Raw genomic sequence first — 24,423 nt, forward strand, 5'->3', positions numbered from 1 at the left:
ATGAATCAAAAAGCGTATTTTGGGGAGTTTGGAGGGAGTTTTGTGTCAGAGTTGTTAGTGCCTGCATTAAGAGAATTAGAACAGGCGTTTGATGCGTGTTTGAAAGATGAGGGATTCCAAAAAGAATATTTTCATCTTTTAAAAGATTTTGTGGGCCGTCCCAGCCCTTTAACCTTGTGTCAAAACATCGTTTCTAACCCTAAAGTTAAGCTTTATTTAAAACGAGAAGATTTAATCCATGGCGGGGCGCATAAGACTAATCAAGCCTTAGGGCAAGCCCTTTTAGCGAAAAAAATGGGTAAAACAAGGATTATTGCTGAAACGGGCGCTGGGCAGCATGGCGTTGCAACGGCTATCGCTTGCGCGTTATTGAACTTAAAGTGCGTGATTTTTATGGGAGGCAAAGACATCAAGCGCCAGGAAATGAATGTTTTTAGAATGCGCTTATTGGGCGCTGAAGTGAGAGAAGTTAATTCAGGGAGTGCGACGCTTAAAGACGCCGTGAATGAGGCCTTGAGAGATTGGGCGAGCAGTTACAAGGACACGCATTATTTGCTAGGCACAGCCGCCGGGCCGCACCCTTACCCCACAATGGTTAAAACCTTTCAAAAAATGATAGGCGATGAAGTTAAAAGCCAAATTCTAGAAAAAGAAAACCGCTTGCCTGATTATGTGATCGCATGCGTTGGAGGGGGGTCTAACGCTATAGGGATATTCAGCGCGTTTTTAAACGATAAAGAGGTCAAACTCATAGGCGTAGAGCCAGCCGGTTTAGGGCTAGAAACCAATAAGCATGGGGCGACTTTGAATAAGGGGCGTGTGGGGATTTTGCATGGGAATAAAACCTATCTTTTACAAGATGATGAAGGCCAGATTGCAGAAAGCCATAGCATTAGCGCCGGGCTTGATTATCCAGGAGTGGGGCCAGAACACAGCTATTTAAAAGAGATTGGGCGCGCGGTTTATGAGAGCGCAAGCGATATTGAAGCGCTAGAAGCTTTCAGTTTGTTATGCCAAAAAGAAGGCATTATCCCAGCGCTAGAAAGCTCACACGCCTTAGCGTATGCCCTAAAACTCGCTCAAAAATGCGAAGAAGAAAGCATTATTGTAGTGAATTTAAGCGGTCGAGGGGATAAGGATTTAAGCACCGTTTATAACGCTTTAAAAGGGGGTTTAAAATGAGGTATCAAAACATGTTTGAAACCTTAAAAAAACAAGACAAAATGGCGTTTATCCCGTTTGTAACCTTGTGCGATCCCAATTATGAATTGAGTTTTGAAATCATTAAAACCTTAATGGCTAGCGGGGTGAGCGCTTTGGAATTGGGTCTTGCTTTCTCAGATCCCGTAGCGGATGGCATTACCATACAAGCGAGCCATTTAAGGGCGTTAAAACACGCTAGCATGGCTAAAAATTTCCAGCTTTTAAAAAAGATTAGAGGTTACAACCATGACATTCCCATAGGGCTTTTAGCGTATGCGAATCTCATTTTTCTTATGGCGTTGATGGTTTTTACGCTCAAATCAAAGAATGCGGCGTGGATAGCGTTTTAATAGCGGACATGCCCCTAATAGAAAAAGAATTGGTCATCAAATCCGCTCAAAAACACCAAATCAAACAAATCTTTATCGCCAGCCCTAACGCGAGCAGTAAAGATTTAGAACAAGCCGCTACGCATTCGCAAGGCTATATCTACACTTTAGCCAGGAGTGGGGTTACAGGGATAAGCCATGCTCTAGAGAATGATGCAAGCGCGATCATCAAAACCTTAAAAACCTTTAGCTCTACCCCAGCCTTACTGGGCTTTGGCATTTCTCAAAAAGAACACATCACAAACGCTAAAGGCATGGGTGCTGATGGCGTGATTTGTGGCTCAGCGTTAGTCAAAATCATAGAAGAAAATTTGAACGATGAAAACGCCATGCTAGAAAAAATTAAAGGGTTTATAGGAGGAATGATTTTTTAAGGCTTTTAGGTTTTGTTGCGTTAAAAAATTAAAGATTATAGACTAACAATCATCATCAGGTTTTATTGCATGCGCGTTATTATTGGGTGTATTTTTCTAAATCTGTGAAAGGCACTGTTCTTGTTGTATTGGGCTTTCCGATTCTAGGCATACCATTCACCAAATGTGTAGCGTAGTCAGGCGTTAGCGTAGAAAATACTGCCATAAGCCTAACAACAATATAAAGGCAACCTTTTAGCGTGGTTGATAGCGGCTTAAAATCGCAGGTATTTTGATAATAAAAAAGGCTAATTTTGATATACCAAGCCATAAGCTCTTTATAATACTCCTAAAAAGAACTATTGGTTGTTTAGTCCTTTTAATCTTCGGGTTCTATGTCTATTATGTTATTGTCATGGTTGATTGCTTTCAAAGTGTTTACGATTTTATCCATCTTTTCTTTTGCTTCAAGCGCCTTTTTATATCCTTCAGCCGCTTGTTTATATCCTTCTTTTTCTTCTTGAGCTATAGCCAATAATGCTTCAAGGATTGGTTGCATTTCAGCTTTTTTGCTTGCTTCTAAAAGACTTCCGTGTTCCTTTTTCATTTCGTGAGTGAGATGAGAAGCATTTTTATTTTTGCCCTTTGTATTCATAAAAATCCTTTACGATTAATTTAATACTTTTCATTATAATAGGCTTAGGCTTAGCTTGAATAGTGTAAAAAATTTGAGATCTTATGATTTTATGTGTGGTTTTAAAGCAACTTGTTTAATTGATCTAATATTTTTAAGAGTAAGGGATAAGAAATGAGATTATCCCAAGCTCTATTTTAAAGTTTTTCTAATAACCCAAGCAACGCCCTTTTATATTCTAACGCCGTTATTTCATCCTTGCCTTCAAAGCGGCTGACTAAATAGGGGGTGGTGTTGCTTGCGCGAATAAGCCCAAAGCCATGTTCAAAAACCACTCTCACGCCATCAATGCTGATGATTTCTTTGATTGTAGGGAAATGGCTTGGCGGGTTTTTAAGCGCTTCTTGTAAGTTGTGAATGATTTCAAATTTTTCTTCTTCGCTCACGGCGATTTTTTCTTCAGGCGTGGTGTAGGAATAGGGGAGGTTTTTAATGGTGTTTTCCAAATCGCTTGGGGTTTGTTCGAGCAATAACTCTAAAGCCCTTAAGCATGCATAAAGAGCGTCATCATAGCCAAAATAGCGCTCTTTAAAAAAGATATGCCCGCTCATTTCAGCCGCAAAATGCGCGTTGGTTTCTTTGAGTTTGATTTTTAAATTGCTATGCCCGGTTTTATACATGAGCGTCTTGCCAAAGGTATTAATCGTGTTATACATCACTTGAGAGCATTTGACTTCGCCGATCACAAAGGGGGTGATGCCTTGAGCATGCAAGCGTTTAGCGAATAAAATCGCTAATTCATCGCCCGCATAAACATGATGAGAGCTTAACATCGCAATCCTATCCGCATCGCCATCAAAAGCAAAGCCTATAGAAATAGCGTTTTCTTGCATGTGTTTTTCTAAATCTTTTAAGTTTTTCGCTTCGCTGGGGTCTGGGTGGTGGTTAGGGAAATTCCCATCAGGATCGCTATAAAGGCTGCTAAAATCAATGTTTAAAGCCTTTAAAATCGGCTCTAACCCTAACGCTCCCACGCCATTGCCAAAATCCAGGGCGATTTTGTATTTTAGATTTTTTAAATGCTTAAAGTCCTTGATCAAATAGCGCTGATACGCTTCTAGGGCATTGGCTTTTTCTGGTGTTTCTTTTAAGGGTTTTATTTCATGCTTTGCGTTTAAAAGCGTGTCTTTTAAAGCCTGAATGTCCTTGCCGTAAAACGGGTTTTGGTTGAGCGTGATTTTAAAGCCGTTGTATTCTTTGGGGTTGTGAGAGCCAGTGATCATGATGGAATTAGGGCATTGAATGCCATTGATTCCATTAAAGGCCGCAAAATACGCTACCGGTGTGGGGATTAGCCCTAAATCATACACTTTCAAGCCGCTTGATTGCAGCCCCGCGCTCAAAGCTTCAAACAAAAAGCGCCCATGCACCCTAGCGTCATGTCCTACAAACACGCTTTTATCGCATTCTCGCATGATTTTCCCTAATTCCACGCCGATACTAAAGGCCGTATTTTCGTCTAAAGTGGTGGGGTAAATGCCTCTAATATCATATTCCCTAAAAATGCTAATGTCCATGTCATGACTCCTTGTTTTTGAATAAATTTAAACCCTGTTCGCATAAATTTTGCCATGCGTTTGTTTGATCTTTTTGTTTTAACTGAACGCATTTTTCTAAACTGGCTCTAGATTTTGCTTTTTGATTGGTTAGATCTAATAAGCTGGATTGCAAGTATAAGGCTTTTTGGTGATCTTCTAAAGAAAGCCTGCGGTTTAAGAGTTTGTCTAGCGTTTCTAACGCTTTTAAATAGTCTTTGGTGGTCCTGTAAGCATCAATGAGAGCAAATTCGCTAAAGGGCGTGTAAGAATAGTCCTTGTAAGCGTCTTGGAGTTTGAGCAAGCTTGTGGCATAAATTTTGACGCTTTTAGGGTCTTTTTCATTCTCTAGCAATTTAAAATAAACCAACGCCATGCGTTTATCGTCTTTGAAATGCTTTTCTAAAAACGCATACAAATTGAGGGCCAATTCTTTTTCATTGTTTTGCATGTAATCCGAAAATAAAACAAAAGCAATATCATAAAATTCTTTTTTGTTTAAACTTTGAGCGAGAGTTAAAGCGTCTTTAGAAGCCAGAGTGGAATTTTTAAAATCCCCTAAGCGGTAGTAATTGCGCCCCAAACGATAAAGCCATATTAATTTTTCGCTAGGGGTTTTAGCTGTTTTTAAAGCGTTTAGGGCAATGATTTGCGCTTTTTCTTTGAGCGATGCGAAATACAAGCAATCAAAGGCTTGGATTTCTTCTTTGGGGCTGAATGCAAAGGCGGTGATCTGGGATAAGTATTTTAAGGCTTCTTCGCAACGATTGTTCTCTAATGGGGTTTTAGCAAGGACATTGAGCGTTTTTTGGATCAAAGGAGAATCTTTAGGCAAATTTTTTTGCATGCCTAACACTTCAGCATAACGCTTGTTTTCAAACAAGAGTTGGGCTTTCAATTCTAAAGCCTTTAGGGCTTCATTAGAATTAGGGAAATTTTGAATGATTTTATCATAATGGGCGATTTTTTCTTGCGTGTTCCCCTCCATGGAAAAAAGGGCTTTTTCATCGCGCGCTCTAACGACAGAAGCTTTATCCAATTCCGCATAATCTTGCAAATATTGCAGATTGTAAAGGTGGGCGTTCTTAAAGTCCTTGATCCTTGCATACAACGCCCCTAAATCATAAAGCGCTTGCTCTTTAGCTTTTAAATCATCGTCTTGATTAAGGAGCAAGTGAGCGATCTCAATCGCGCTTGCATTCATCTGGTTTTTTTTCAATAACTTGAGCAAGTCTAGGGCTGATTCGCTGTGTTTAGAAATATAATCAGGGTTGGATTGAACCACCTTATCAATGAGGTATTTAGCGTTGTTAAAGTTTTGATAGTTTATCTCTGCTTCAGCCCAATTAAGAGCGATTTCACTCGCGCTCTCTTTGTCTTTGGCGTTAGAAAAAGCTTCTTTAAAAAGCATGCTAGCGTTGCTCAAATCAGAGCCTTCAGCCGCTTCAATGGCTAAACGCATTTGGGCTAAAGGAGCATAGCGCGAGTTCTTGTATTCTAAAAGAATGCGTTTGTAATAGCACATGGCCTGTTTGTAATTGTTGTTTTCGTCTAAAGCTTTGGCGACATAGTATAACACTTCAGGGATACTGGGATCCGTCGGGTAATTTTTGATCCACTTGGCGCCAATATCTATGAGTAAGGATTTTTTAATGCCTAATTGGCCTAATGCGATAATTTCTAATAAATACAGATCTTTTTTAAACATCGTTTGAGGGTAGTTTTTAAACGTGCGGCTGATCGTTCGTAAAGCGTCAAAATAGGCTTGCGAATCCATTTGTTTTTTAGCCTCTAAATAAGCGTTTAAGTCATAGCCCTTTGTGGTGAGTAGGGGTTTGTTATTCACATCTAGTTCTTGAATGATAGGGGTTTGAGCGTCTTTAATGACAATGGGGAAATTCAAGCCTTTTTGAGCGTTGTCTTTTTCGCTCAAAAAAGGGATATTTTGATCATAGCCTATGATTTGCCACATTTTGGCTTTAGGATCGTTTTCCACAAAAAGGGGGATCGCTTTTTTATAATCCCTATCAAAAGAAAAAAGGGTGAGTCTTCGCATCACTTTGGGTTTGATGTGTAAAATGAATTGTTGTTGGCGCATAGAATAGGTGATATTGAAAAAAGCGTTTTCTAAAGGGGTAAAGCCCTCCTTAGGGATAGAGTCTATCACGCATTCTATGGGGCGTTTAGCGTGTATAATGGATAAAGACGCTTCAATCCCGCTTGGCGGTTTTTCATTGGTATAAAAACAAGAAAATGCCTTATTGTGTCGTAAGGTTAAAACCGAAAAATCTTCCCCCCCTTCTTTGCCTTGCGTGAGAGTGAGGCTTAAGGCGTTGAGCGAATGGGAGAGCAAGCCCATTAAAAGAAAGATTTTTGACTTAAGCCACAAACTCTAAAAGCCCTCGCATCATAAAAACAGAGAACAAGCACGCTAACGCCATAGCAATAATGACCGCATAAATGGGTATGGTAGCGTTTTGGGTGTAAATATCGTTTTGAGCGTAGCTTTGTAAGGGCTTATTGAAAAACATCGCCACGAGCCAACGGAAATAATAAAACGCAGCCACCGCGCTATTAACTAACATCACCACCGCTAAAAGAATGTGATTGCTCTCTAACGCGCTTTCAACGGCTAAAAATTTCCCCCAAAACACGCTAAAAGGCGGGATCCCTGCAAGCCCAAAAACAAAAATAGCGCCCAAGATCGCCACTAAAGGGTGGGTTTTGATAAGGCCGTTGAATTTGGAATAAGGGTGATCGTAGCGTTCATCCCATGTTTTTTCCCGGCTTTTTAAGAGCCATAAAAGGCCAAAAGTCCCAATGTAAGTGAATGCGAACATGAACCAATAAACAAACATCGCTTGTTGGCTATCTTCAGTGTGGATAAACACGCATGCTAAAGCGAACCCAGAATGCGAAATGGAGCTGTAAGCGAGCATCCTTTTGACATCTTCTTGCCATAAAGCAATGAAATTAGGAATAGTGATAGTCATAAGGATCAAAACATAAAAAATGTCTTCTACCCAAGCGGTATGAGTGTCTATAAACGCCCCAAAAAGGCGAGTGGCTACCACAAAGCCAGCGATTTTAGGCACAATGGAAATATAGCTCGCAAAGACTGGGTTATTGCCCTCATACACATCAGGCATCCAGGTATGGAAAGGCACTAAAGAAACCTTAAAGCCAATCGCTCCAATCAAAAAAATAGCGCCCATCGCAAAGAGCATGGGGTTTGTAACGCCCTCAGTGTGCAAGTATAGGGTAATGACTTCAAGATTCAAGCTCCCTGTAAGCAAGTAAAAAGCCATCGCCCCCATAGCAAAAAACGCGCTCGCCATCGCCCCCATAGTGAAATACTTGATCCCTGCTTCCAAGCCGTAGCGTTTATCGCTCAACGCCATTAACACACAAAGGGGCAAGGACGCTGTCTCTAACCCAATAAGGATTAACAACAAATGGTTGCTTGAAACCATGAACTGAAAGCCAGCAACAATAAACAAATATAAGGAATAAAATTCAGCGGTTTGAAATTCGTTGAAGCGCTCTTTTGAAAGGGCTAAGAAAATGAGCAAAAAGGCTGAAATCAAGACAATGCTTTGAGAGATGAGCGAGAGCGTATCCAAGCTCAAAAACCCAAAAAAGGCGTTTTCTTGCTCTTCTAACCCTAAAACCACCAAAAAATCCAAAACCAAAAAGAGCATGCATAAAAATACATTCAAATTGCGTGAAAACCTGGAAGTGAAAGCGTTGATTAAGAGCGTGAAAATCCCCCCACACACCAACACCAGCATGGGTAAAATGCTTTCAAAATTAAAGCTGTCAAAAGAGATATGGAGACTATCTATTAACATAAGAGACCTCTTTTATCTTAGTGTCCAATGAACCTAAAAAGGGGAGCGAGCGGATTTCTATCACCTCTAAAAGCTGTTTAGAGCCTTGCTCAATCGGTTTTAAAAGTGCTCTAGGATAAATCCCTAAAATTAAAATCAAAGCTAAAATCACGCTCAAAACCCCTACCTCACGAGCGTTCAAATCTTCAAACACGCTGATTTGATTGTTCCCGGCTTTCAAATTACCAAAGAAAACATCTTTATATGAAGTGAGCATGTAAACCGCTGACAGGATGATGCTTGTCCCGGCAATGATAGCCAAAAGAGGGTAAGTGGCAAAAAACCCTAACAAGCTTAAAAACTCTCCCACAAAACCAATGCTTAAAGGCATGCCCACGTTCGCCATTAAAACGATCATAAAAAAGGCTGCAAAAACAGGAGCGCTTTTAGCGATCGATCCAAAGCGAGCGATTTCTAAACTGCTGGCGCGCTCTTCCAAGATACCAGCGAGCAAAAATAATCCCATGACGATAATACCATGCGCAAACATCATAAACACCGCCCCTGAAACCCCCTCAACATTGAAAGAAAAAACCCCAAGCACCACGACTCCCATGTGCGAGAATGAGCTATAAGCGATGAGGGTTTTTAAATCTTTTTGAGCGTAGGCTAGAAAACCTCCATAAATGATCATGCATAGTGCTGCAATGGCTATAGGGGTTAAATAAATTTCTGAAAGCTCAGGAAAAAGCGGGAGCAAGAAGCGTAATAAGGCGTAAGTCCCCATTTTAGAAAGCAAGGCCGAAAGCATGACAGAGCCTAAAGTAGGGGCGTTAGAATACGCATAAGGCAGCCATGTGTGTAAGGGAAAGAGCGGGATTTTAACCGCAATCCCTACTAAGAAAGCCACAAAGAGCCAGGTTTTAACCCCGCCAGAAAAGTTCAATTGATACCAGTCTAAAATATCAAAACTCATCATGCCGTAATTGCTAGCGTAGTAATACCCAATGTATAAAATGCTTAAGAGCATGCATAATGACGCTAAAAAGGTGTAGAGAAAAAACTTCATGCCAGAATAGATCTTATTATTACGGCCAAAACGACCGATGAGGTATAAGACCGGCAAGAGCGAGATTTCCCAAAAAGCGTAGAAAAAGATCATATTAAGAGAAGAAAACACGCCCATCAAAATCCCCTCTAGCAATAAAAGACAAATCGCAAAGTCTTTACGACGCTCTTTGACATAAATCACGGACAATAACACCACGATAGCGTTTAAGAGCAACAAAAAGAGCGCGATGCCATCAACACCCACATGATAATTCACGCCAATTTGATAGACTAATTCTTTCATTTCTTCAAACTGCATGCCGGCTGTTTGAATATCAAACCCATGCCACAACAACAAGATTAATAACAACTCAATCAAAGCGATGACAATCGCATACGCTCTGCTCGCTTGATCGCTCATAAAGAACGCTAATAGCGTGCTCAGCATGGGGAAAAAGATCACCACGCTTAAAAGATGCGCATGTAAAAACTGCATTTCTTATCTCCCAAAAAAAGCTACAAACGCTAACAAGATTAAAACCCCAGCCACCATGAAGCGCAGCATGGAAGTTAAATTCCCATCTTGACTGATTCTAAACACACGCCCTATAACAAAAACGCTTCTTCCTATGGTATCCACTATCGCATCAATGATCCTTAATTCCACGACCTGGTGCAAGAATGAAGCGATGGTGCTAAAAACTTTTGCAATCCCTTGATAGAGCTGTGGGATATAGTATTGGTTGAGCAAGAGCTTGTATAAAAAGCCCCCCTCTTTTTTGGAAGTGATACCATTTTTATATTTAAATATGGCATAAGCGATACTCAATAACACCACTATGGTGGTGATACTGATTAAAAGAGCGAGCGGGACTAGATACTCTCCAACGCTAGGGATCACTTGAGAAATAAAATGAAAAAACGGCTCTTCAAAAAACCCGGCAATGACCGCTAAAACCCCTAACGGCAGCATGCTTAAAAGCATGAAATTTTTGGCCTCATGGGGGTGGTTGATTCCGTGCTGTTTGGGTGCAAAAAACACCAGCATGATGAGCCTGAAGCTATAAAAAGCGGTAAAGATCGCCCCAATTAGAAGAACAAACCATAAAATGTGGTGGTGCATCCCAAAAGCCACTTCTAAAATCTTGTCTTTAGAAAAGTATCCTGCGAAAGGGTAGATCCCGCACAAAGCCACTGACCCTATAATCATAAAGATCGCTGTGATTTTCATAGGCTTGTATAAAGCGCCCATTTTAGTAATATCCAGATTGTCTTCCATCGCATGCATGACATTGCCTGATCCTAAGAAAAGGAGGGATTTGAAAAACGCATGCGTGAAGAGGTGGAAAAGCGCGATCGCATAAGCCCCAAGACCGGCCGCTACAAACATATAGCCTAACTGAGAAAGCGTGGAATAAGCCACAATGCGTTTTAAATCCTTATTGACTAAAGCCATGCTCGCTCCAAAAAAAGCCACAAACGCCCCTAAACATGCGATGAAATAACCCACTTCAAACACCGCGCTATACAAGGGATTGGCTCTAATGACCAGATACACCCCAGCGGTTACCATCGTCGCTGCATGGATGAGAGCGGATACAGGGGTTGGCCCCTCCATAGCGTTGGCTAACCATGTGTGCATAGGGAATTGAGCGCTCTTGCCCATAGCGCCAATGAAAAGAAACACGCTGATGAAAAAGAGCATGGAATAATCGGCGTTATTGAGCATGCTAAAGACTTCTTTATACTGGAGAGTGCCAAAATTCCAAAAGATCAAAATAATCCCCATGAGCATGCCTAAATCCGTGATCCGATTCATCACAAAGGCTTCAATGGAAGCGTCATTCGCGCTTTTTTTATGATACCAAAAGCCAATGAGCAAGTAAGAGCATAGCCCCACCCCTTCCCAGCCAATGAAAAGCCCTAAAAAATTATCGCTCAACACCAACACCAACATGGAAAACACAAAGCCACTAAGGTAGGAAAAATAGCGGTTAAACCCTTTATCATGTTCCATATAGCCTATAGAATACACATGCACTAAGAAAGAAACTAAAGTGACCACGACAATCATGACCGCATTGATATTATCCAGCATGAGAGAAAAGCCGACTTTAAAATTCCCTACCACGATCCAGTCAAATAAGTATTTTTCATAGCTTTGATGATGCCATGCTTGAACGAAAAGAACCACCGCGCCAATGAAAGAAACCAGCACGCACAAAGAATTGAAAACGCCCACATGCAACGCTTTCGCTTTAGCCCCAAACAGCCCCGCATAAACTGCGCCGATTAAAGGCAAGAATAACACCACTGACAGCAAAGAAGAATACTGCATGCTCAACCTTTCATAGCGTTTAAAGAATCAATATCTAGGCTTTTGAATTTCTTAAACCACAAAATCACCAAGCCCAAACCAATAGCCACCTCACTAGCGGCAATAGCGATAATAAAGAGCGCGAACATCTGCCCGTCTAAATTGTGCGTGTATTTAGAGATTGCTACAAAACCGATATTGATCGCATTGAGCATGATTTCTGTAGAAAAAAAGAGTAACAGAATATTTTTGCGTTTCAGCATGCCCGCTAAACCAATGCAAAAGAGCAACCCTGAAACAATCAAATAGTGGTTTAACCCTATCATAGAGATTCCTTTATAAATTGCGTGTGATTTTTCCCATGGATTTTTTGAATCCCTGTAGCGATGCCTCCAACCATAGCGACTAAAAGCATTAAAGCCGCCGCTTCAAAAGGGATGAGATAATTGGTAAAAAGCACATAACCAATGGCTTTAATGTTAGGGATTTGCGCATCAATAGCGTTGGAATTGACTTGCTTAGAAAGGTTTTCGCCAATGCTAGGAGCGCTTAAAATCAAGGTGAGCAACAGCGCCACGCCAAATGAAAGAACACACAAGATTTTAGGGCTTTGCTTGCGTTCAATGACTTCTGCAGCGGAGTTGAAAAACATCATGCCAAACGCATACATCACAATGACCGCGCCCACATACACCGTGATTTGCACCACGCCCAAAAACTCAGCGTCTAGTAAAAAGAAAAAAGCGGAAATAAAAACCATGCTGCTAGCGAGAGCGGTAATGGCATAGAGGATATTCGTGGTGGTGATCACCACTAACGCCATGCTCAAAGTAAGGATCGCAAAGAAATAAAAGGCAATGGTTTCAAACATTTTCATCTCCCTTATTACTTTCTGGGCTTGGAGACTCTTCTTTGGATTCTTCTTTTGAAGGCTCTTGGACATAATCTAAAGGGGTGGCTTGCATGCGTTCGTTATAATTAGGGCTTACCGCACCAAAGCCTAAAAATTCGGCATGCGAGCAGTTTTTAGCGTCTTGTTCGCTCGTTAAAAACTCGCTTTTAGAGCCGTATTGGGAGCGTTGGGTGCTGGCGTTTTCAAACCGATTCCCCATAACGATCGCTAATTCTGGGCAAACTTCCGCGCACAACCCACAATAAATGCAACGCCCTAAATTGATCGTGTAAGAATCGATCTTTTTGCGGTTGTCTTCGCCCTTATGCGTGATGATCCTTATGCAATTGCTCGTGCAAATCTTTTCACACAGCCCACAACCTATACACCTTTCAGAGCCTGAGTCTAAAAGCCGTTGCAGATTATGCACCGCACGATAACGAGGGCTTAAAGGGAGTTGTTCCATAGGGTAATGGATGGTTACGCTTGGGCTAAAAAATTCCTTGATCGTAAGCCCTAACCCTTTGAATAGATCCAAACCCAAGCTCGTTTTAATGGTGTCTTGAAACTGCTCGGTCACGCTATGGACTTCGGATCGTTTAGGAAGTTGTTTGTATTCTTGTTTGGCCATAAAACCTCCTTTAAATTAAAATGATAATGCCTGTTAGCACGATATTCAATAACGCTAAAGGCAGCATGATTTTCCAGCACATATCCATCAACTGATCGGGCCTTACATGCGGATAAGTCGCTCTAACCCACATGGATAAAAAGACAAAAAAGCCCGCTTTAATCAAAATCGCTATGCCCCCAGGGATAAAGCCCCATGCGTTAAACCCGCCAAAAAACACAATAGAAATCACAAAAGAAAAAGCGAATAAATGCGCGTATTCCGCTAAAAAGAACATGCCCCATTTCAAGCCGCTGTATTCGGTGCAATACCCTGCTACAATCTCGGCTTCATGCTCTAACAAGTCAAAGGGAGTTCGATTCAATTCAGCGTAGCTTGCGATCAAAAACAAAACAAACGCTAGAGGCTGCTTAAACACAAGCCAGTCTAAAAACCCACCGCTTTGGTAATGATTGATTTCCACTAAAGAGAGCGATCCTACCACCATTAAGGGGGCTAAAATGGTTAAAGTGCTGACCACTTCAAAACTGAGCAGTTGGATCGTCGCTCTTGCGGAGCCAATTAAAGAGTATTTGTTATTAGAGGCAAGCCCAGCTAAAATAGGCGCATAAATCCCTGCTGAACCCACGGCTAAGAAAAACAAAAAGCCAATGTTGATGTCAGAAATAAGGGGCTTGATCTCATAGCCAAACAGAGTGAAATTAGGGAAAAAGGGGATGGGCGCCATGGACACAAACGCGCTCACCATCGCAATAATGGGCGCTAGCGTGAAAATGAACTTATTCGCGCCTTGGGGGATAATGTCTTCTTTGGTGAAAAGCTTAATGCCGTCTGCTGCGACTTGCAAAAGCCCAAAAGGCCCCACATAACAAGGCCCTAAACGGCGTTGGAAATAGGCTAACACTTTCCTTTCAATATAAGTGGCAAAGCCTCCTAAAGCCGAAAAAACAGCGACTAAAATCAAAATTTTAATCAAAGTTTCAATGATATAAGCGCTCATGCTTGCTCCTTTAAATCCACGCTATCAAACACGCCCTCTCTAAAAAAGCCAGAATGGTTTTTCAAAAGAGAAGGCGAAATGACAAACACCTCTTGATCCAAGCTCTCATCAAGATACAAAACGCCTGTTAATTCCTCTTCTTCTTTAGATAAAGTGATGTTTTGCCCCACTTCTTTATTCAATTTTTTTAAGAAAGCTTTAGACACATAGACACCGGCTTTTAATTGCAAATTCTCGCTTTTATGGGTAGCGTTATTGAATTGCGTTTCTGGGTATTTTAAATACGCGTTGAAAGCGATTTTTTCTTTTAAAGGCTTGATAGGCTCGCATTCTATGGTTTCGCATTCTTTAGCGCTCTTTTCAAAAGGGCTTGTTCCTAGCAGATAACCTCTGTGATTGACTCTGTCGTTAGTGAAATAGTTGGTTAGATGGTCAAATTCTATGGCTTTAAAGCCCGCTTCTGTAGGGAGTTTGTGGGTGCATTCTGTGAGGTTTTCTTCCACAAAGCCAAAGCCTTGCATAATGTCGCTCAAGTCATAGCCTTCAAACCTCAAAGCCGGTTTTAAAGGCAACACGCACCCTTCAATATTAGTGATCGTGCCTTCTAGCTGGTTAAGGCTGGGTAAAATAAAATCCACTTTGCTGACGGCATCTTTTCCAAAAACCCTATCATCGCTATTGATAGTGAAATCCCCTTGAGCGCGAATGCCTACAATTTTTTCATGTTCAAAAACTTCCTCGCTCAATTCACAAAGAGAAGCGATGCCTAAAGCGTTGGCGCTTGGGGGGATAAGAATGAGTTTAATAGCGCTTTTTTGGGCTAACAAACGCAACATTTTAGCGATATTGTGGGCTTGTTTATGGCTATAGATTTCTTCGCCAACCACTAGCAGGGTGTTATTTGATTTTTGCAAAAGAGCCAGAATTTTTTCATAAGTTTCTAAATGGATGCCCGCTTCTTCAAGCAACAAATAAGTGGTCTTGGTAGGGACTTCAACGCTTTCTTCTTTAACCTCTGTCTTGTTTTCTTTTTGATTTTCTTCTTTTGGGGTGGCTGCTTCTGTTTTATCCTCTTCTTGATTTTCTGCCTTATTTTCTCCAATACTGCACCCTTGCTCGGCTTGTTCTAAAGCTTTTTTTCGCTCTTCTTCTAAGGCTTTAAGAGCCGCTTCATCCACAATGCTTTGCTTGGAATCTTCTAAGCTTTTTAGAGCCGTGCTTTCAATGTTAAGCATTTTTAAAAGCATGCCTAAAAGGATTTCTTCAGCCCCCACTTCATGGGTGATGCAAAAAGAACTTCGGCACAAATTCACTAATGCGTTATCCTTGATAGGGTGCATAGCGATCAAAGAAGCTTTATTGAGTTTGAGGGCGTTATTGATAGCATAGCGCACCAAAGGGTTTTCTGTTTTGATAGAAGATCCTATCGTAATGACTAAATGAGAAGTTTTAATCTCTTCAATACTGGGGCGTTTAACTTCGCCCAATACTTTTAAAAATTGCTGGAAACGATACGCTTCTTGATTGTAGATTTTAAAATCAAGCTTTTTCCTCAAACGCTCTATTAAAAACGCCTCTTCATTCGTAATGTCTCCTCCTATCCGCACCGCTTCGCATTCTTTGAGGGCGTTTTGTGCTTCTTTAAGATTAGCACTGCCTTTAGGGCTAGAGCTCACATCAAAAGCGAAACGGCCTGCCCCACAAATAGGGTTATGGTAAAAATCATTAAGCACTCTAAAAATTTTAAATTCTTCGCCTAGAGTATCAAAATGGCGCACATCATAAGAAATCAAACACCCAGCTGAGCAATGCGAACAAGTAGAATGGATCTTTTTGAGTTCCCATGCGTTAGCCGTGTAAGCGAAATCTTTATAGCTCAAAGCGCCCACAGGGCATACCGCAATGCATTCCCCGCAATCATAACAAGGCACGCTACCCACAAAAGAAATAATGCCTTTTTGCTTACGACTCCACACGCTAAAAGCGTCTTTGGACATGCTGTCTTTAAATTTATCCGGAGCATGCAAATCGGCTTTAGTGGCTTTGAGGTTGTTTTCGCCCACATTGTCCTTGCAAGTGGTTACGCACCTTTCGCACATGATGCACAAATTGGGATCATACAAGGCTTGTGCCCATGAATCTAGCGCTTTAAAATCATCAGCCACCGCATAAGGTTGGTGCTCTACGCCGGTTAAATGCGTCATGTCTTGCAATTCGCACTCCCCGCTCTTATCGCACACGCCACACTCTAGGGGGTGATTGACATCATAAGTTTGCATGATGCTTTTTCTTTCATCCATGAGCGTTGGGGTGTTGGTGAGGATAACGGCGTTGTTTTTGGCTTTCGTGTTGCAGCTATAAACCCGTTTGCCATCCATTTCAACCATGCACATTTTGCATGCGACTGTGGGCGAGCAACCGCTTAAATAGCAAATAGTAGGGATATAGATCCCAGCGCTCCTAGCAGCCTCTAAAACGCTTTGTCCCTCTTGGCATTCAATCGTTTTGCCATTGATATTCATTGTGATCATGAAATTCCTTGAGAGTGGGATAAAATAGGGATATAAGGGTAAGCGTCAAAAAACGCCCCTTCTAAAATCGCAATCAAACCCTTCAAATGGGGGCTTTCTTCTAACTCGCATTCTAGCGCTTTATTTGAGATTTGAAACCCCGCTTTAGAATGCTCGATCTTATTAGCGATCTTAAATTGCTTGGAAAAAGATAATTTGGGGGTTTCAAGGCTCTTGTAAGAAACATAAACAAACGAGCCGTTAGCCTCACTCATTCGCTCTAAAAGCTCTAAATCTTTTGATTTAAGTTGTGATTCAAAAGGCAAAATACCCTCTTTTAAGGCTGTTTCTAGCAGCCATTCTTGATCTTTAGAATCATAAAAAGTGGGGGTTGCGTTTGAATCCTTGCAAGGGATATGCAAAATTTCTAGGTGGTTTTGCAACTCGCTTAAAAGGGTGTATAAAAAAGCGCTATCCGCATGCTTAGTGATTTCTCTGTTTAAAACAAGCACTCTTTTTTTCGCTTTAATGATAAGAGCGATAAGTTCTTGCAATTCTTCTTCGCTCATGTTCGCTTCAGAGCTTAAATACCCCACATCAACACCTTCTAAAACATGCCCTTTTAATTGGGAAGTTTTTTCTAAAATGCCCCTTAAAATCAAAGCCAAAACCGCCGCTTCCGTGTTGATTTCATACGACGCAAAAAGGCAATTTTCTTGCAAGTCTCTTATGTCTTGTAAGGGTCTTAACAAGGCGTAGGGGAGTTTTAGTTGGTTAATGCTTCCTAAAATCAATCGTTCATTTTCATTCAAACAAGCGTTTGAAAACCCCCCAAACAAAACGCACAAATCGCTTTTTTCTAAAAGGTTTAAGCTATCTTTTGTCATCTTGTAATTGATCTTAAACCCTTTTTGAAGAGATAATTTTTCTAAACAATAGGCTTCTTTCAAGCTAAGAGAAGAGCTTGCGATTAAGGGAGAATTTAAGGGGTTAAAGCCGCTCAAAATCAAGCCTTTTTCCTCACGACAATCGTCCAATCCGCCTGATTGAAACGCAAAGAATTGAGGAGCTCATGCCCTTTAGATTGGATAAATTCAGCGCTCTTAGGGATATTAGAAAAATCCCCCACTTCAAACATGAAAATAGCGACTTCATTAGGTTGCATTTCTTTTTCAATCAATTCCTCTAAGCGTTCAAAAATATCTGCTTTCAAGGGGCGTAAATCAAAGCGTTTCATCTATCCACCTCGCCAAACACCGCATTGGTTGAGCCAATCACGGTTACTGCATCCGCTAAATATTGCCCTACTAAAATATCGCTCAAAGCCCCAATGTGATAAAAGCTAGGGGCTCTGATTTTTAATCTGTGAGGGTAAGGCTCGCCCTCTGAATGGATAAAAAACCCTAATTCCCCTTTGGGGCTTTCTGTGGGGGCATACACTTCCCCAACAGGCGGGCGCATGCCTTGAGCCACTAAAACAAAATGCTGCATCAAGGCGTAGTTTTGCGTCATTATATCTTCTTTAGGGGCGGAAATATAATGCGGGTTTTGAGCCATGATAGGCGTATCGGTTTTAGCATACATGGGAATGAGTTGCTCAATGATGCGAATGCTTTCATCAATTTCTAACATATACAAACAATACCGATCATAACTATCGCCATAATTACCCACCGGCACATCAAAATCAAGCTCTTTATAAAGCTCATAAGGCTCTTCTTTTCTAATATCATAAGCGATCCCAGTCCCTCTTAACATGATACCGCTCATGCCCCAACTTTGCGCCATTTTTGGCGTTACAACGCCCACATTTTCCAAGCGCATCCGCCAAATGCGATTTTTATCCAATAAGCCTTGAATGAGTTTTTTGCATTCCCTCATTTCGCCTAAAAATTTTCTTAAGCCTTCTAACCAATTAGGGGGTAAATCTAAAGGCACGCCCCCAATCCTTATAGCGTTATGCGTGAGCCTAGCCCCGCAATAATCCTCCATCAAATCCAAGCCGTATTCCCTCGTTTTAAACGCATACAAAAACACGCTCATCGCCCCCACATCTAAAGCATGCACGCTGATAAAAAAGATGTGTGAGATCATACGGTTAAGCTCTAGTAAAATCGTGCGGATCACTTGCGCTCGGCGCGGGATTTCTAAATTGAGCAAGGTCTCTACCGCATAAGCGTAAGCGTAATTATTGCTGGTAGAAGAAGTGTAATCCAATCTGTCGGTAGTGGGCATGTATTCGTTATAGGTCATGTTTTCGCCTAACTTTTCACAGCCTCTATGCAAGTAGCCAATCTCAGGGGTAGCCTTAATGATTTTTTCGCCCTCTAATTCCAAAATCAAGCGCAATTGTCCGTGACTACTGGGGTGTTGGGGGCCAAAGTTTAAAATCATTTGGTTGTCGTCATGTTCAAAAATGATGTTTTCAAACTGGGGGTTGAGTTTCGTGAAATTTTGAGCCATTTTATAGCCTCTTTTTTAAGATAGTGGGGGCGATTTTGTGCAAATCTTTGACAAAAGGGATTTTCTTAAACGCATGTTTTTCTTCTACTTCTTTTAATTCTTCGCCCTTGCCCTGCTCATAGCCAATTTTTGCAAAATTGAAAGTGTCTTTTTCATCCACTCTCGCGCTGTCTCTCTGTTCTTTGCCCACCACTTCTCGGTATTCTTTGCCAAAAATTTTATCCACTTCATACCATTGAGCGAATTCATCGCCTTTGAGCGGGTAAGAACGCAATAAGGGGTGGCCTACCCAATCATGCGGCATGATAAGGCGTTTCAAATAGGGGTGTTTGTCAAACACAATACCAAGCATGTCATACGCTTCCCTTTCGCTCCAATTAGCCGATCGGTATAAAAAACTCAAAGAATCCACGCTCTCATTAGGCAACAAAACGCATTTCACGCGCACCCTACGGCGGTTCTTACAGCTATCGCTAAAACCCACGAATTGATAAAACAATTCAAAATGCCCTTTTTTAGCGCACAAATCTATCGCGCTCATTTCGCTCAAACACTCATAACCCAAATGCCTTAAAATCGTAGCAACAGAAAAAATATCGTCTTTTTTGATCCAAAACACAGCCGTGTTAGTCTCTATGTATTTGTCTAAAATCTCATGCTTGTAAGAAAGGTGGTTGTAAATGATCTCATAAGCACTGCCTTCTAAATATTTTTAGGGGTGGGTTCTATGATTTTATAGGGGTCATGCTGGCGCGATTGTTTTTGCACATCTTCATAGGGGGATTGTTTTCTTACCATCACACTAACCTTTTAGGAGCGTCTTGTTTGATCGCTTTAGAGCGTCTGATTTTATCTTGCAAAACCATAAGAGCGTATTGTAAAGTCTCTGGGCGTGGCGCGCAACCGGGCAAGTAAATATCCACAGGAACGATCCTGTCTGCTCCTTGAACGGTCGCATAAGTGTTGAACATCCCGCCCGTGTTAGCGCAACTCCCCATAGAGATCACCCATTTAGGTTCAGGCATTTGATCATAGAGCCTACGCATGAATTCGGCATGTTTTTTGGTGAGCGTGCCAGCGATGATCATCACATCCGATTGCCTAGGACTCGCTCTAAAAATCGTGCCAAACCGGTCAAAGTCAAACCTTGAACCCCCTGTCGCCATCATCTCAATTGCGCAACACGCCAAGCCATAGGTTAAAGGCCAAAGCGAATTAGAACGCCCCCAATTCAATAATTTATCCAAAGTGCTTAGAACAACCGGTACTTGTTGCATTATTTCACCTCTAATTTCTGCCAACTCAAAGCGTTTCGCTTTAAAGCGTAAATAAAACCAATGGTTAAAAAGAAGACAAAGCCTAGCATTTCAACGAGCCCAAACAAGCCTAATTTTTTAAAATCAATCGCCCAAGGGAACATGAAAACGATTTCTACATCAAATAAAATAAAAAGCATGGCCATGATATAGAAATGGTGCGACACTCTATTAGGCTGTTTGAGAGCCACAGGCCCGCATTCATAGGGAGCGAGCTTGAGCTTTTCGCCCTTTTTTTGAGCCATTTTACGGCTTAAAAACCTTTGGATCCTTAAGGTTAAGTTAAACACCCAAAAGGTGAATACTAGCAAAACAAAAACGCCAAAATAGGGGTGATTCAATGCTTCTGTGGCTTGTTGCATCAGACTCTCAAACTCCTTTAATTACTAGCAAATGATGAAGCCAATTAAACCATGTTTTTGCTAATCGTTAGCTGAAAAAATAAAAATTATTTCAACATCTCTTAAAAGGCCATTTCTATGAGTTTGGGCATTAAATCTTGCATGGCATGCACCGCACTATCACTAATGCATTGGACATTCTGGGGCAAATGGGCGTTTTTAGCCTTAGGGTCAATGTAATAAATGAGAGCGTCTTTATGCGCATGCGTATAGAGACTAGCGGCCGGATAGACTTGCAAAGAAGTGCCAATGATGATTAAAAGATGCGCTTGTTTGACTAAAGAAATCGCTTCTTTAAGCAAAGGCACCGCTTCGCCAAACCACACAATATCAGGGCGTAATTGCGAATCATCATGGGCGAGATCGCCTAAATTCAAGTCCTTTTCCCACCTATAAACTAAATTAGGATCTTTTTCGCTGCGAACGCTCAATAATTCCCCATGCAAGTGCAAAATGCGAGAAGAACCCGCTCTTTCATGCAAATCATCTACATTTTGGGTGATGATATTGACTTGATAGTGTTTTTCCAATTCCGCTAAAGCCTCATGAGCCTTGTTAGGATAAACTTCAAAAAGCTGTCGGCGCCTTTGGTTGTAGAAATCCAACACTTTTTGTGGGTTCTTTTTCCAACCATAAGGCGAGGCGACTTCCATGATGTCATGCCCTTCCCACAAACCATCAGCGTCTCTAAAGGTTTTAATCCCGCTTTCTGCTGAAATGCCAGCCCCGCTTAGGATCACTAAATTTTTCATGTTTCCTCCTTGATGATTTCAATATGAGTGCCGCTGAGTTTGTCATGCAAAAAAAACTTAAAAATAAAAGGCGTAACAAACCCTATAAGTAACCCCATGCTCAACACCCACAAAACAAACCGCCACAAAGCTAAAAAAAAGCCCACCTTTTTGCCATTATTTTTGACTAATTTAAACTGAGCGTAACGCATGCCAGGGCTTTGGGATTTAAAAGCGATAAAAAAGCTGTGCGTTAGGGCGTAAAAAAGCAAGCATAAAAAAATCGCGCTCTGGTTTTCCCTAAAATCCTTCGCGCTCCCTAAAATCGCATAGGTCATTATGTAAAGCATGGGGGTATAAATCATAAAAATATCGGTGATAAAGGCCTTTAAGCGCAAAGAGAGATACAGCCCTTTTAAAGGGCTTTCTAACGCTTGCTTTTTTTCTGGAATTTTATTTTTTTTGGTTTTTTTAGTTGCCACGACTTCCTGGTTTTATAGCAACGCTAGTAGCGCATAAAGGGCAAGAGCTAGGCTTGTGCATGTCAAAAACAAAATCTTCTAAAGCAAAAAGGGGCAAATGGCTAGGCAAACACGCGCCCTCTTGGGCTTTTAAATGAGAATGAACGCGCTTGCAAATGCCCCGATTAGCTAAAGCGCCAAAAGCCACGATTTGAGCGCCCTTTTCTTCTAAAACTTTAGTGCATTCCATGGCGGATTTTCCCGTAGTGATAATATCCTCACACACTAAAATTCTTTCGTTTTTTTTGACTTCAAAGCCACGCCTTAACGCCATGGTATTATCCACCCTTTCAGTGAAAATAAAACGCACGCCCAAAGCCCTTGCAAGCTCATATCCAGCCAAGATCCCCCCAATAGCAGGCGAGCACACGCATTCAATATTCAAATGGGCTTCTTGGATCTGTTTGGCCAATTCTTTGGCTAATTGTTCGGCTAGTTTGGGATCTTCTAAAACTTTAGCGGATTGCAAATAATAATTAGAATGAAACCCGCTACTGAGCAAGAAATGCCCCTCTAACAGCGCTTTAGCGTTTTGATAACATGCCTTAATATCCATGTTTAGACCTTTAAAATCGCGTCTTCTTTGTTTTTCACGCTTTCATCAATTGTTTTAATGGCTTCATCGGTGGTTTTTTGGATCTGCTCTTGGGCTTTTTTGCTTTCATCTTCGCTGATTTCTTTGTCTTTTTCTAATTTCTTTATCTTGTTGTTAGCGTCTTGGCGGATATTCCTTACAGCCACTTTAGCCTTTTCACCCATCGCTTTGGCGTCTTTTGCGATGAGTTTTCTTTGCTCGGTTGTCATGGGCGGGAAAAAAAGCTTGATCGTTTCGCCGTCGTTATTAGGATTCACGCCGATATTGGCTTCTTGAATGGATCTTTCAATTTCTTTGAGCAGGTTTTTTTCCCACGGGCTGATTTGAAGAGTGGTCGCATCCAAGCTCATCACCGAGCCGACTTGATTTAATGCCGTGGGCGTGCCGTAATAATCCACTTTGATGTGATCTAAGATATTGACTGAAACTTTCGCGCTCCTTAGAGTGGAAAAATCTCTATTTAAAGCTTGAATGCTTTTTTGCATGAGATCTTTGGTTTCGTTATAAATGGCTTGTAACATTATTTTTCATCCTTTTTTTGGTTGGTATGGGCGTTGGTTGTCGCATGCGTTTTAGGCTTTTGGTGGGCGGTTGGGGGCGTTTTTGCATTCTCTTTGGTTTTTTCAACGCCCTTTATATTATTCTCTTTATTCTCTTTATTGGCATCATTTTTTTCATTCTGTTTGGGGCTTTCAATAAAAGGCACTTTGGCTGGCTCTTTAGGAAGCTCGTTAGGCGTTTGTTTGGGCATTAAAGGGTTAGTGGGGGCTTGCTCTAAAGGGTTGAGCGTAGGGTTAAGTGTGGGATTAAGCGTTGGGTTAAGCGTGCCGGTGGCAGGGACTAAGGGCGAAAGTTCTTTGTTGGTTTTAGTTTCATCTAAAATGCTTTTGCCGTATTCTTTGTTATAAAAATAGCCCAAAGCGATGGTGTTGGTAACAAATAACAGCCCTAAAAACATGGTCAATTTCGCCATAAAGCTCGCAGGTCCTTTAGCGCCAAATAAAGACTCATTGCTCCCGCTATAAGCCCCTAAGCCGATGCTAGAACTTTTTTGCAACAAAACCACCACCACAATCAATACCGCTAAAACAATTTGTAAGCCTAACAGAGCGCTTGTCATAAACACTGATTCCTTAAATCCCTAAAATTTAGAAAAAATTACGCTTGATCTTATCTAAAATTTGCTAAGAATACACTAAAATTTAGTTTTAATTTCAAGCGTGGCGCGTTAAAGGCGGTAGTGTTGGACTCTTTTTATTCATTCAATCAGCTTGCATTCAATCAGCATTCATTCAATAAGCATGCCAAAACTTATCACCTCTTTGCTCATATCCAGCAGCAAATCGCTATCTGTCTTGTTCAATTTTTAAAACAAAAACATTACGATAAAGTTTTAGATCTAGGATCGGGGAGTGGGGCTGTTTTTAACGCTTTAGAGCGGCAAAATATTGTGATTGAAGACTTTATCGCTTTGGATAATTCCATAAACATGCTCAAATTACACCCCACGCATTCTATTAACATCCAAAAATCTCTTTAGAGCATGCGGATTTTGAAGAGCATGTTTTTTGCGATTACGATCTGGTTGTGTCTTCTTCCTCTTTACAATGGGCAAGGGATTTAAAAAGCGTTTTAGAAAAAATCGCTCTTTCTAGTCAAGAGGTGGCTTTAGCTATCCATACGGATTTTAGTTTGCATGAAGTGCATGAATTTTTAGGCACGCCTTCGCCTTTAAGGGATCTTAAAACGCTCAAATCCTTGATCAAAAACGCTTTTAAACATTTTCAAATAGAATTAGAAAACAAGCGCTTTTCTCTTTATTTCAACCGCAAACAAGATTGCTTGAATTACCTTAAAAAATGCGGTCTTTTGGGAGGTTCAACGCTGAGTTTCAAGCAAAAAAAACATTTTTTTCAAAACATGGCGTTTGAAAAATTGAGCTATGAAGTGTTACTCTTTTCGGGGATCAAGCGTTCTTAAAAACTAAGATAA

At 41.2% G+C, this 24,423-nt stretch carries 23 protein-coding genes and 3 pseudogenes; 3 read left to right on the forward strand and 23 right to left on the reverse strand.

Features of this window, described 5'->3' with window-relative positions; all coding sequences use genetic code 11:
- Entirely contained in the window at positions 1 to 1,182 is a 1,182-nt protein-coding gene (trpB, locus tag D2C78_02830; GenBank protein QEF34972.1) for a tryptophan synthase subunit beta, read from the forward strand.
- Positions 1,179 to 1,966, forward strand: a pseudogene (locus D2C78_02835) (tryptophan synthase subunit alpha). Before trpB ends, D2C78_02835 begins: the two are co-directional and overlap by 4 nt.
- A gap of 79 nt (positions 1,967 to 2,045) precedes the next feature.
- On the opposite strand, the gene D2C78_02840 reads toward D2C78_02835, so the two are convergent.
- The 23 genes and pseudogenes from D2C78_02840 to secG all read right to left on the reverse strand — a co-directional run bounded on the left by D2C78_02840 (position 2,046) and on the right by secG (position 23,557).
- Positions 2,046 to 2,276, reverse strand: coding sequence for a hypothetical protein (locus tag D2C78_02840; protein ID QEF34973.1), 231 nt, complete (start codon positions 2,274 to 2,276; stop codon positions 2,046 to 2,048).
- 48 nt (positions 2,277 to 2,324) lie between these two features.
- Positions 2,325 to 2,600, reverse strand: coding sequence for a hypothetical protein (locus tag D2C78_02845; protein ID QEF34974.1), 276 nt, complete (start codon positions 2,598 to 2,600; stop codon positions 2,325 to 2,327).
- 176 nt (positions 2,601 to 2,776) lie between these two features.
- Positions 2,777 to 4,156 carry a phosphomannomutase/phosphoglucomutase gene (locus D2C78_02850; protein ID QEF34975.1) on the reverse strand — a complete coding sequence of 460 codons (1,380 nt, stop codon included), beginning with the start codon at positions 4,154 to 4,156 and terminating at the stop codon, positions 2,777 to 2,779.
- A gap of 1 nt (position 4,157) precedes the next feature.
- A complete protein-coding gene (locus D2C78_02855; GenBank protein ID QEF34976.1) occupies positions 4,158 to 6,563 on the reverse strand; it encodes a flagellar protein in 2,406 nt (801 codons plus the stop codon).
- A complete protein-coding gene (nuoN, locus tag D2C78_02860) occupies positions 6,553 to 8,025 on the reverse strand; it encodes an NADH-quinone oxidoreductase subunit NuoN (GenBank protein ID QEF34977.1) in 1,473 nt (490 codons plus the stop codon). Before nuoN ends, D2C78_02855 begins: the two co-directional genes overlap by 11 nt.
- The gene (locus tag D2C78_02865) at positions 8,012 to 9,550 is read right to left on the reverse strand and encodes an NADH-quinone oxidoreductase subunit M (GenBank protein QEF34978.1); all 1,539 of its coding nucleotides are present in this window, start codon (positions 9,548 to 9,550) and stop codon (positions 8,012 to 8,014) included. The genes nuoN and D2C78_02865 overlap by 14 nt, the downstream gene beginning before the upstream one ends.
- 3 nt (positions 9,551 to 9,553) lie before the next feature.
- Positions 9,554 to 11,392, reverse strand: a complete 1,839-nt coding sequence (locus D2C78_02870; GenBank protein ID QEF34979.1) for an NADH-quinone oxidoreductase subunit L — start codon at positions 11,390 to 11,392, stop codon at positions 9,554 to 9,556.
- A gap of 2 nt (positions 11,393 to 11,394) precedes the next feature.
- Complete coding sequence (gene nuoK / locus D2C78_02875) at positions 11,395 to 11,697, reverse strand: NADH-quinone oxidoreductase subunit NuoK (protein ID QEF34980.1); 303 nt, start codon at positions 11,695 to 11,697, stop codon at positions 11,395 to 11,397.
- A complete protein-coding gene (locus tag D2C78_02880; protein QEF34981.1) occupies positions 11,694 to 12,242 on the reverse strand; it encodes an NADH-quinone oxidoreductase subunit J in 549 nt (182 codons plus the stop codon). The genes nuoK and D2C78_02880 overlap by 4 nt, the downstream gene beginning before the upstream one ends.
- Positions 12,235 to 12,894 carry an NADH-quinone oxidoreductase subunit NuoI gene (gene nuoI / locus D2C78_02885; protein QEF34982.1) on the reverse strand — a complete coding sequence of 220 codons (660 nt, stop codon included), beginning with the start codon at positions 12,892 to 12,894 and terminating at the stop codon, positions 12,235 to 12,237. Before nuoI ends, D2C78_02880 begins: the two co-directional genes overlap by 8 nt.
- A gap of 10 nt (positions 12,895 to 12,904) precedes the next feature.
- Positions 12,905 to 13,894 (reverse strand): NADH-quinone oxidoreductase subunit H, encoded by a 990-nt coding sequence (locus D2C78_02890; GenBank protein ID QEF34983.1) that lies wholly within the window; start codon positions 13,892 to 13,894, stop codon positions 12,905 to 12,907.
- The gene (locus D2C78_02895) at positions 13,891 to 16,425 is read right to left on the reverse strand and encodes an NADH-quinone oxidoreductase subunit G (protein QEF34984.1); all 2,535 of its coding nucleotides are present in this window, start codon (positions 16,423 to 16,425) and stop codon (positions 13,891 to 13,893) included. The genes D2C78_02890 and D2C78_02895 overlap by 4 nt, the downstream gene beginning before the upstream one ends.
- Positions 16,422 to 17,408, reverse strand: coding sequence for a hypothetical protein (locus D2C78_02900; GenBank protein QEF34985.1), 987 nt, complete (start codon positions 17,406 to 17,408; stop codon positions 16,422 to 16,424). The genes D2C78_02895 and D2C78_02900 overlap by 4 nt, the downstream gene beginning before the upstream one ends.
- Before the next feature lie 2 nt (positions 17,409 to 17,410).
- Positions 17,411 to 17,641 (reverse strand): hypothetical protein, encoded by a 231-nt coding sequence (locus D2C78_02905; GenBank protein QEF34986.1) that lies wholly within the window; start codon positions 17,639 to 17,641, stop codon positions 17,411 to 17,413.
- Entirely contained in the window at positions 17,638 to 18,867 is a 1,230-nt protein-coding gene (locus D2C78_02910) for an NADH-quinone oxidoreductase subunit D (GenBank protein ID QEF34987.1), read from the reverse strand. The genes D2C78_02905 and D2C78_02910 overlap by 4 nt, the downstream gene beginning before the upstream one ends.
- Position 18,868: 1 nt before the next feature.
- Positions 18,869 to 19,668 (reverse strand): annotated as a pseudogene (locus D2C78_02915) (NADH-quinone oxidoreductase subunit C).
- Complete coding sequence (locus D2C78_02920) at positions 19,665 to 20,144, reverse strand: NADH-quinone oxidoreductase subunit B (GenBank protein QEF34988.1); 480 nt, start codon at positions 20,142 to 20,144, stop codon at positions 19,665 to 19,667. Before D2C78_02920 ends, D2C78_02915 begins: the two are co-directional and overlap by 4 nt.
- Positions 20,144 to 20,545, reverse strand: coding sequence for an NAD(P)H-quinone oxidoreductase subunit 3 (locus D2C78_02925; protein ID QEF34989.1), 402 nt, complete (start codon positions 20,543 to 20,545; stop codon positions 20,144 to 20,146). The genes D2C78_02920 and D2C78_02925 overlap by 1 nt, the downstream gene beginning before the upstream one ends.
- 101 nt (positions 20,546 to 20,646) lie before the next feature.
- Positions 20,647 to 21,336 carry an NAD-dependent deacylase gene (locus D2C78_02930; protein ID QEF34990.1) on the reverse strand — a complete coding sequence of 230 codons (690 nt, stop codon included), beginning with the start codon at positions 21,334 to 21,336 and terminating at the stop codon, positions 20,647 to 20,649.
- Entirely contained in the window at positions 21,333 to 21,797 is a 465-nt protein-coding gene (locus tag D2C78_02935; protein QEF34991.1) for an RDD family protein, read from the reverse strand. The genes D2C78_02930 and D2C78_02935 overlap by 4 nt, the downstream gene beginning before the upstream one ends.
- Positions 21,787 to 22,392: an orotate phosphoribosyltransferase gene (locus D2C78_02940; protein ID QEF34992.1), complete on the reverse strand. Its 606-nt coding sequence runs from the start codon at positions 22,390 to 22,392 to the stop codon at positions 21,787 to 21,789. Before D2C78_02940 ends, D2C78_02935 begins: the two co-directional genes overlap by 11 nt.
- A gap of 2 nt (positions 22,393 to 22,394) precedes the next feature.
- Positions 22,395 to 22,952 (reverse strand): ribosome recycling factor, encoded by a 558-nt coding sequence (gene frr, locus D2C78_02945; protein ID QEF34993.1) that lies wholly within the window; start codon positions 22,950 to 22,952, stop codon positions 22,395 to 22,397.
- The gene (secG, locus tag D2C78_02950) at positions 22,952 to 23,557 is read right to left on the reverse strand and encodes a preprotein translocase subunit SecG (GenBank protein ID QEF34994.1); all 606 of its coding nucleotides are present in this window, start codon (positions 23,555 to 23,557) and stop codon (positions 22,952 to 22,954) included. Before secG ends, frr begins: the two co-directional genes overlap by 1 nt.
- Before the next feature lie 117 nt (positions 23,558 to 23,674).
- Between secG and D2C78_02955 the strand changes: the two are divergent.
- Positions 23,675 to 24,411 (forward strand): annotated as a pseudogene (locus tag D2C78_02955) (methyltransferase domain-containing protein).
- Positions 24,412 to 24,423: the final 12 nt, after the last annotated feature.

Source organism: Helicobacter pylori, from assembly GCA_008032935.1.
In the GTDB taxonomy this organism is placed as follows: domain Bacteria; phylum Campylobacterota; class Campylobacteria; order Campylobacterales; family Helicobacteraceae; genus Helicobacter; species Helicobacter pylori_CX.

Coding starts and splice junctions, on each gene's coding strand:
- trpB (QEF34972.1), top strand. CDS start 1: ATGAATCAAAAAGCGTATTTTGGGGAGTTTGGAGGGAGTTTTGTGTCA.
- D2C78_02840 (QEF34973.1), bottom strand. CDS start 2,276: ATGGCTTGGTATATCAAAATTAGCCTTTTTTATTATCAAAATACCTGC.
- D2C78_02845 (QEF34974.1), bottom strand. CDS start 2,600: ATGAATACAAAGGGCAAAAATAAAAATGCTTCTCATCTCACTCACGAA.
- D2C78_02850 (QEF34975.1), bottom strand. CDS start 4,156: ATGGACATTAGCATTTTTAGGGAATATGATATTAGAGGCATTTACCCC.
- nuoN (QEF34977.1), bottom strand. CDS start 8,025: ATGTTAATAGATAGTCTCCATATCTCTTTTGACAGCTTTAATTTTGAA.
- D2C78_02865 (QEF34978.1), bottom strand. CDS start 9,550: ATGCAGTTTTTACATGCGCATCTTTTAAGCGTGGTGATCTTTTTCCCC.
- D2C78_02870 (QEF34979.1), bottom strand. CDS start 11,392: ATGCAGTATTCTTCTTTGCTGTCAGTGGTGTTATTCTTGCCTTTAATC.
- nuoK (QEF34980.1), bottom strand. CDS start 11,697: ATGATAGGGTTAAACCACTATTTGATTGTTTCAGGGTTGCTCTTTTGC.
- D2C78_02880 (QEF34981.1), bottom strand. CDS start 12,242: ATGTTTGAAACCATTGCCTTTTATTTCTTTGCGATCCTTACTTTGAGC.
- nuoI (QEF34982.1), bottom strand. CDS start 12,894: ATGGCCAAACAAGAATACAAACAACTTCCTAAACGATCCGAAGTCCAT.
- D2C78_02890 (QEF34983.1), bottom strand. CDS start 13,894: ATGAGCGCTTATATCATTGAAACTTTGATTAAAATTTTGATTTTAGTC.
- D2C78_02895 (QEF34984.1), bottom strand. CDS start 16,425: ATGATCACAATGAATATCAATGGCAAAACGATTGAATGCCAAGAGGGA.
- D2C78_02905 (QEF34986.1), bottom strand. CDS start 17,641: ATGAAACGCTTTGATTTACGCCCCTTGAAAGCAGATATTTTTGAACGC.
- D2C78_02910 (QEF34987.1), bottom strand. CDS start 18,867: ATGGCTCAAAATTTCACGAAACTCAACCCCCAGTTTGAAAACATCATT.
- D2C78_02920 (QEF34988.1), bottom strand. CDS start 20,144: ATGCAACAAGTACCGGTTGTTCTAAGCACTTTGGATAAATTATTGAAT.
- D2C78_02925 (QEF34989.1), bottom strand. CDS start 20,545: ATGCAACAAGCCACAGAAGCATTGAATCACCCCTATTTTGGCGTTTTT.
- D2C78_02930 (QEF34990.1), bottom strand. CDS start 21,336: ATGAAAAATTTAGTGATCCTAAGCGGGGCTGGCATTTCAGCAGAAAGC.
- D2C78_02940 (QEF34992.1), bottom strand. CDS start 22,392: ATGGATATTAAGGCATGTTATCAAAACGCTAAAGCGCTGTTAGAGGGG.
- frr (QEF34993.1), bottom strand. CDS start 22,952: ATGTTACAAGCCATTTATAACGAAACCAAAGATCTCATGCAAAAAAGC.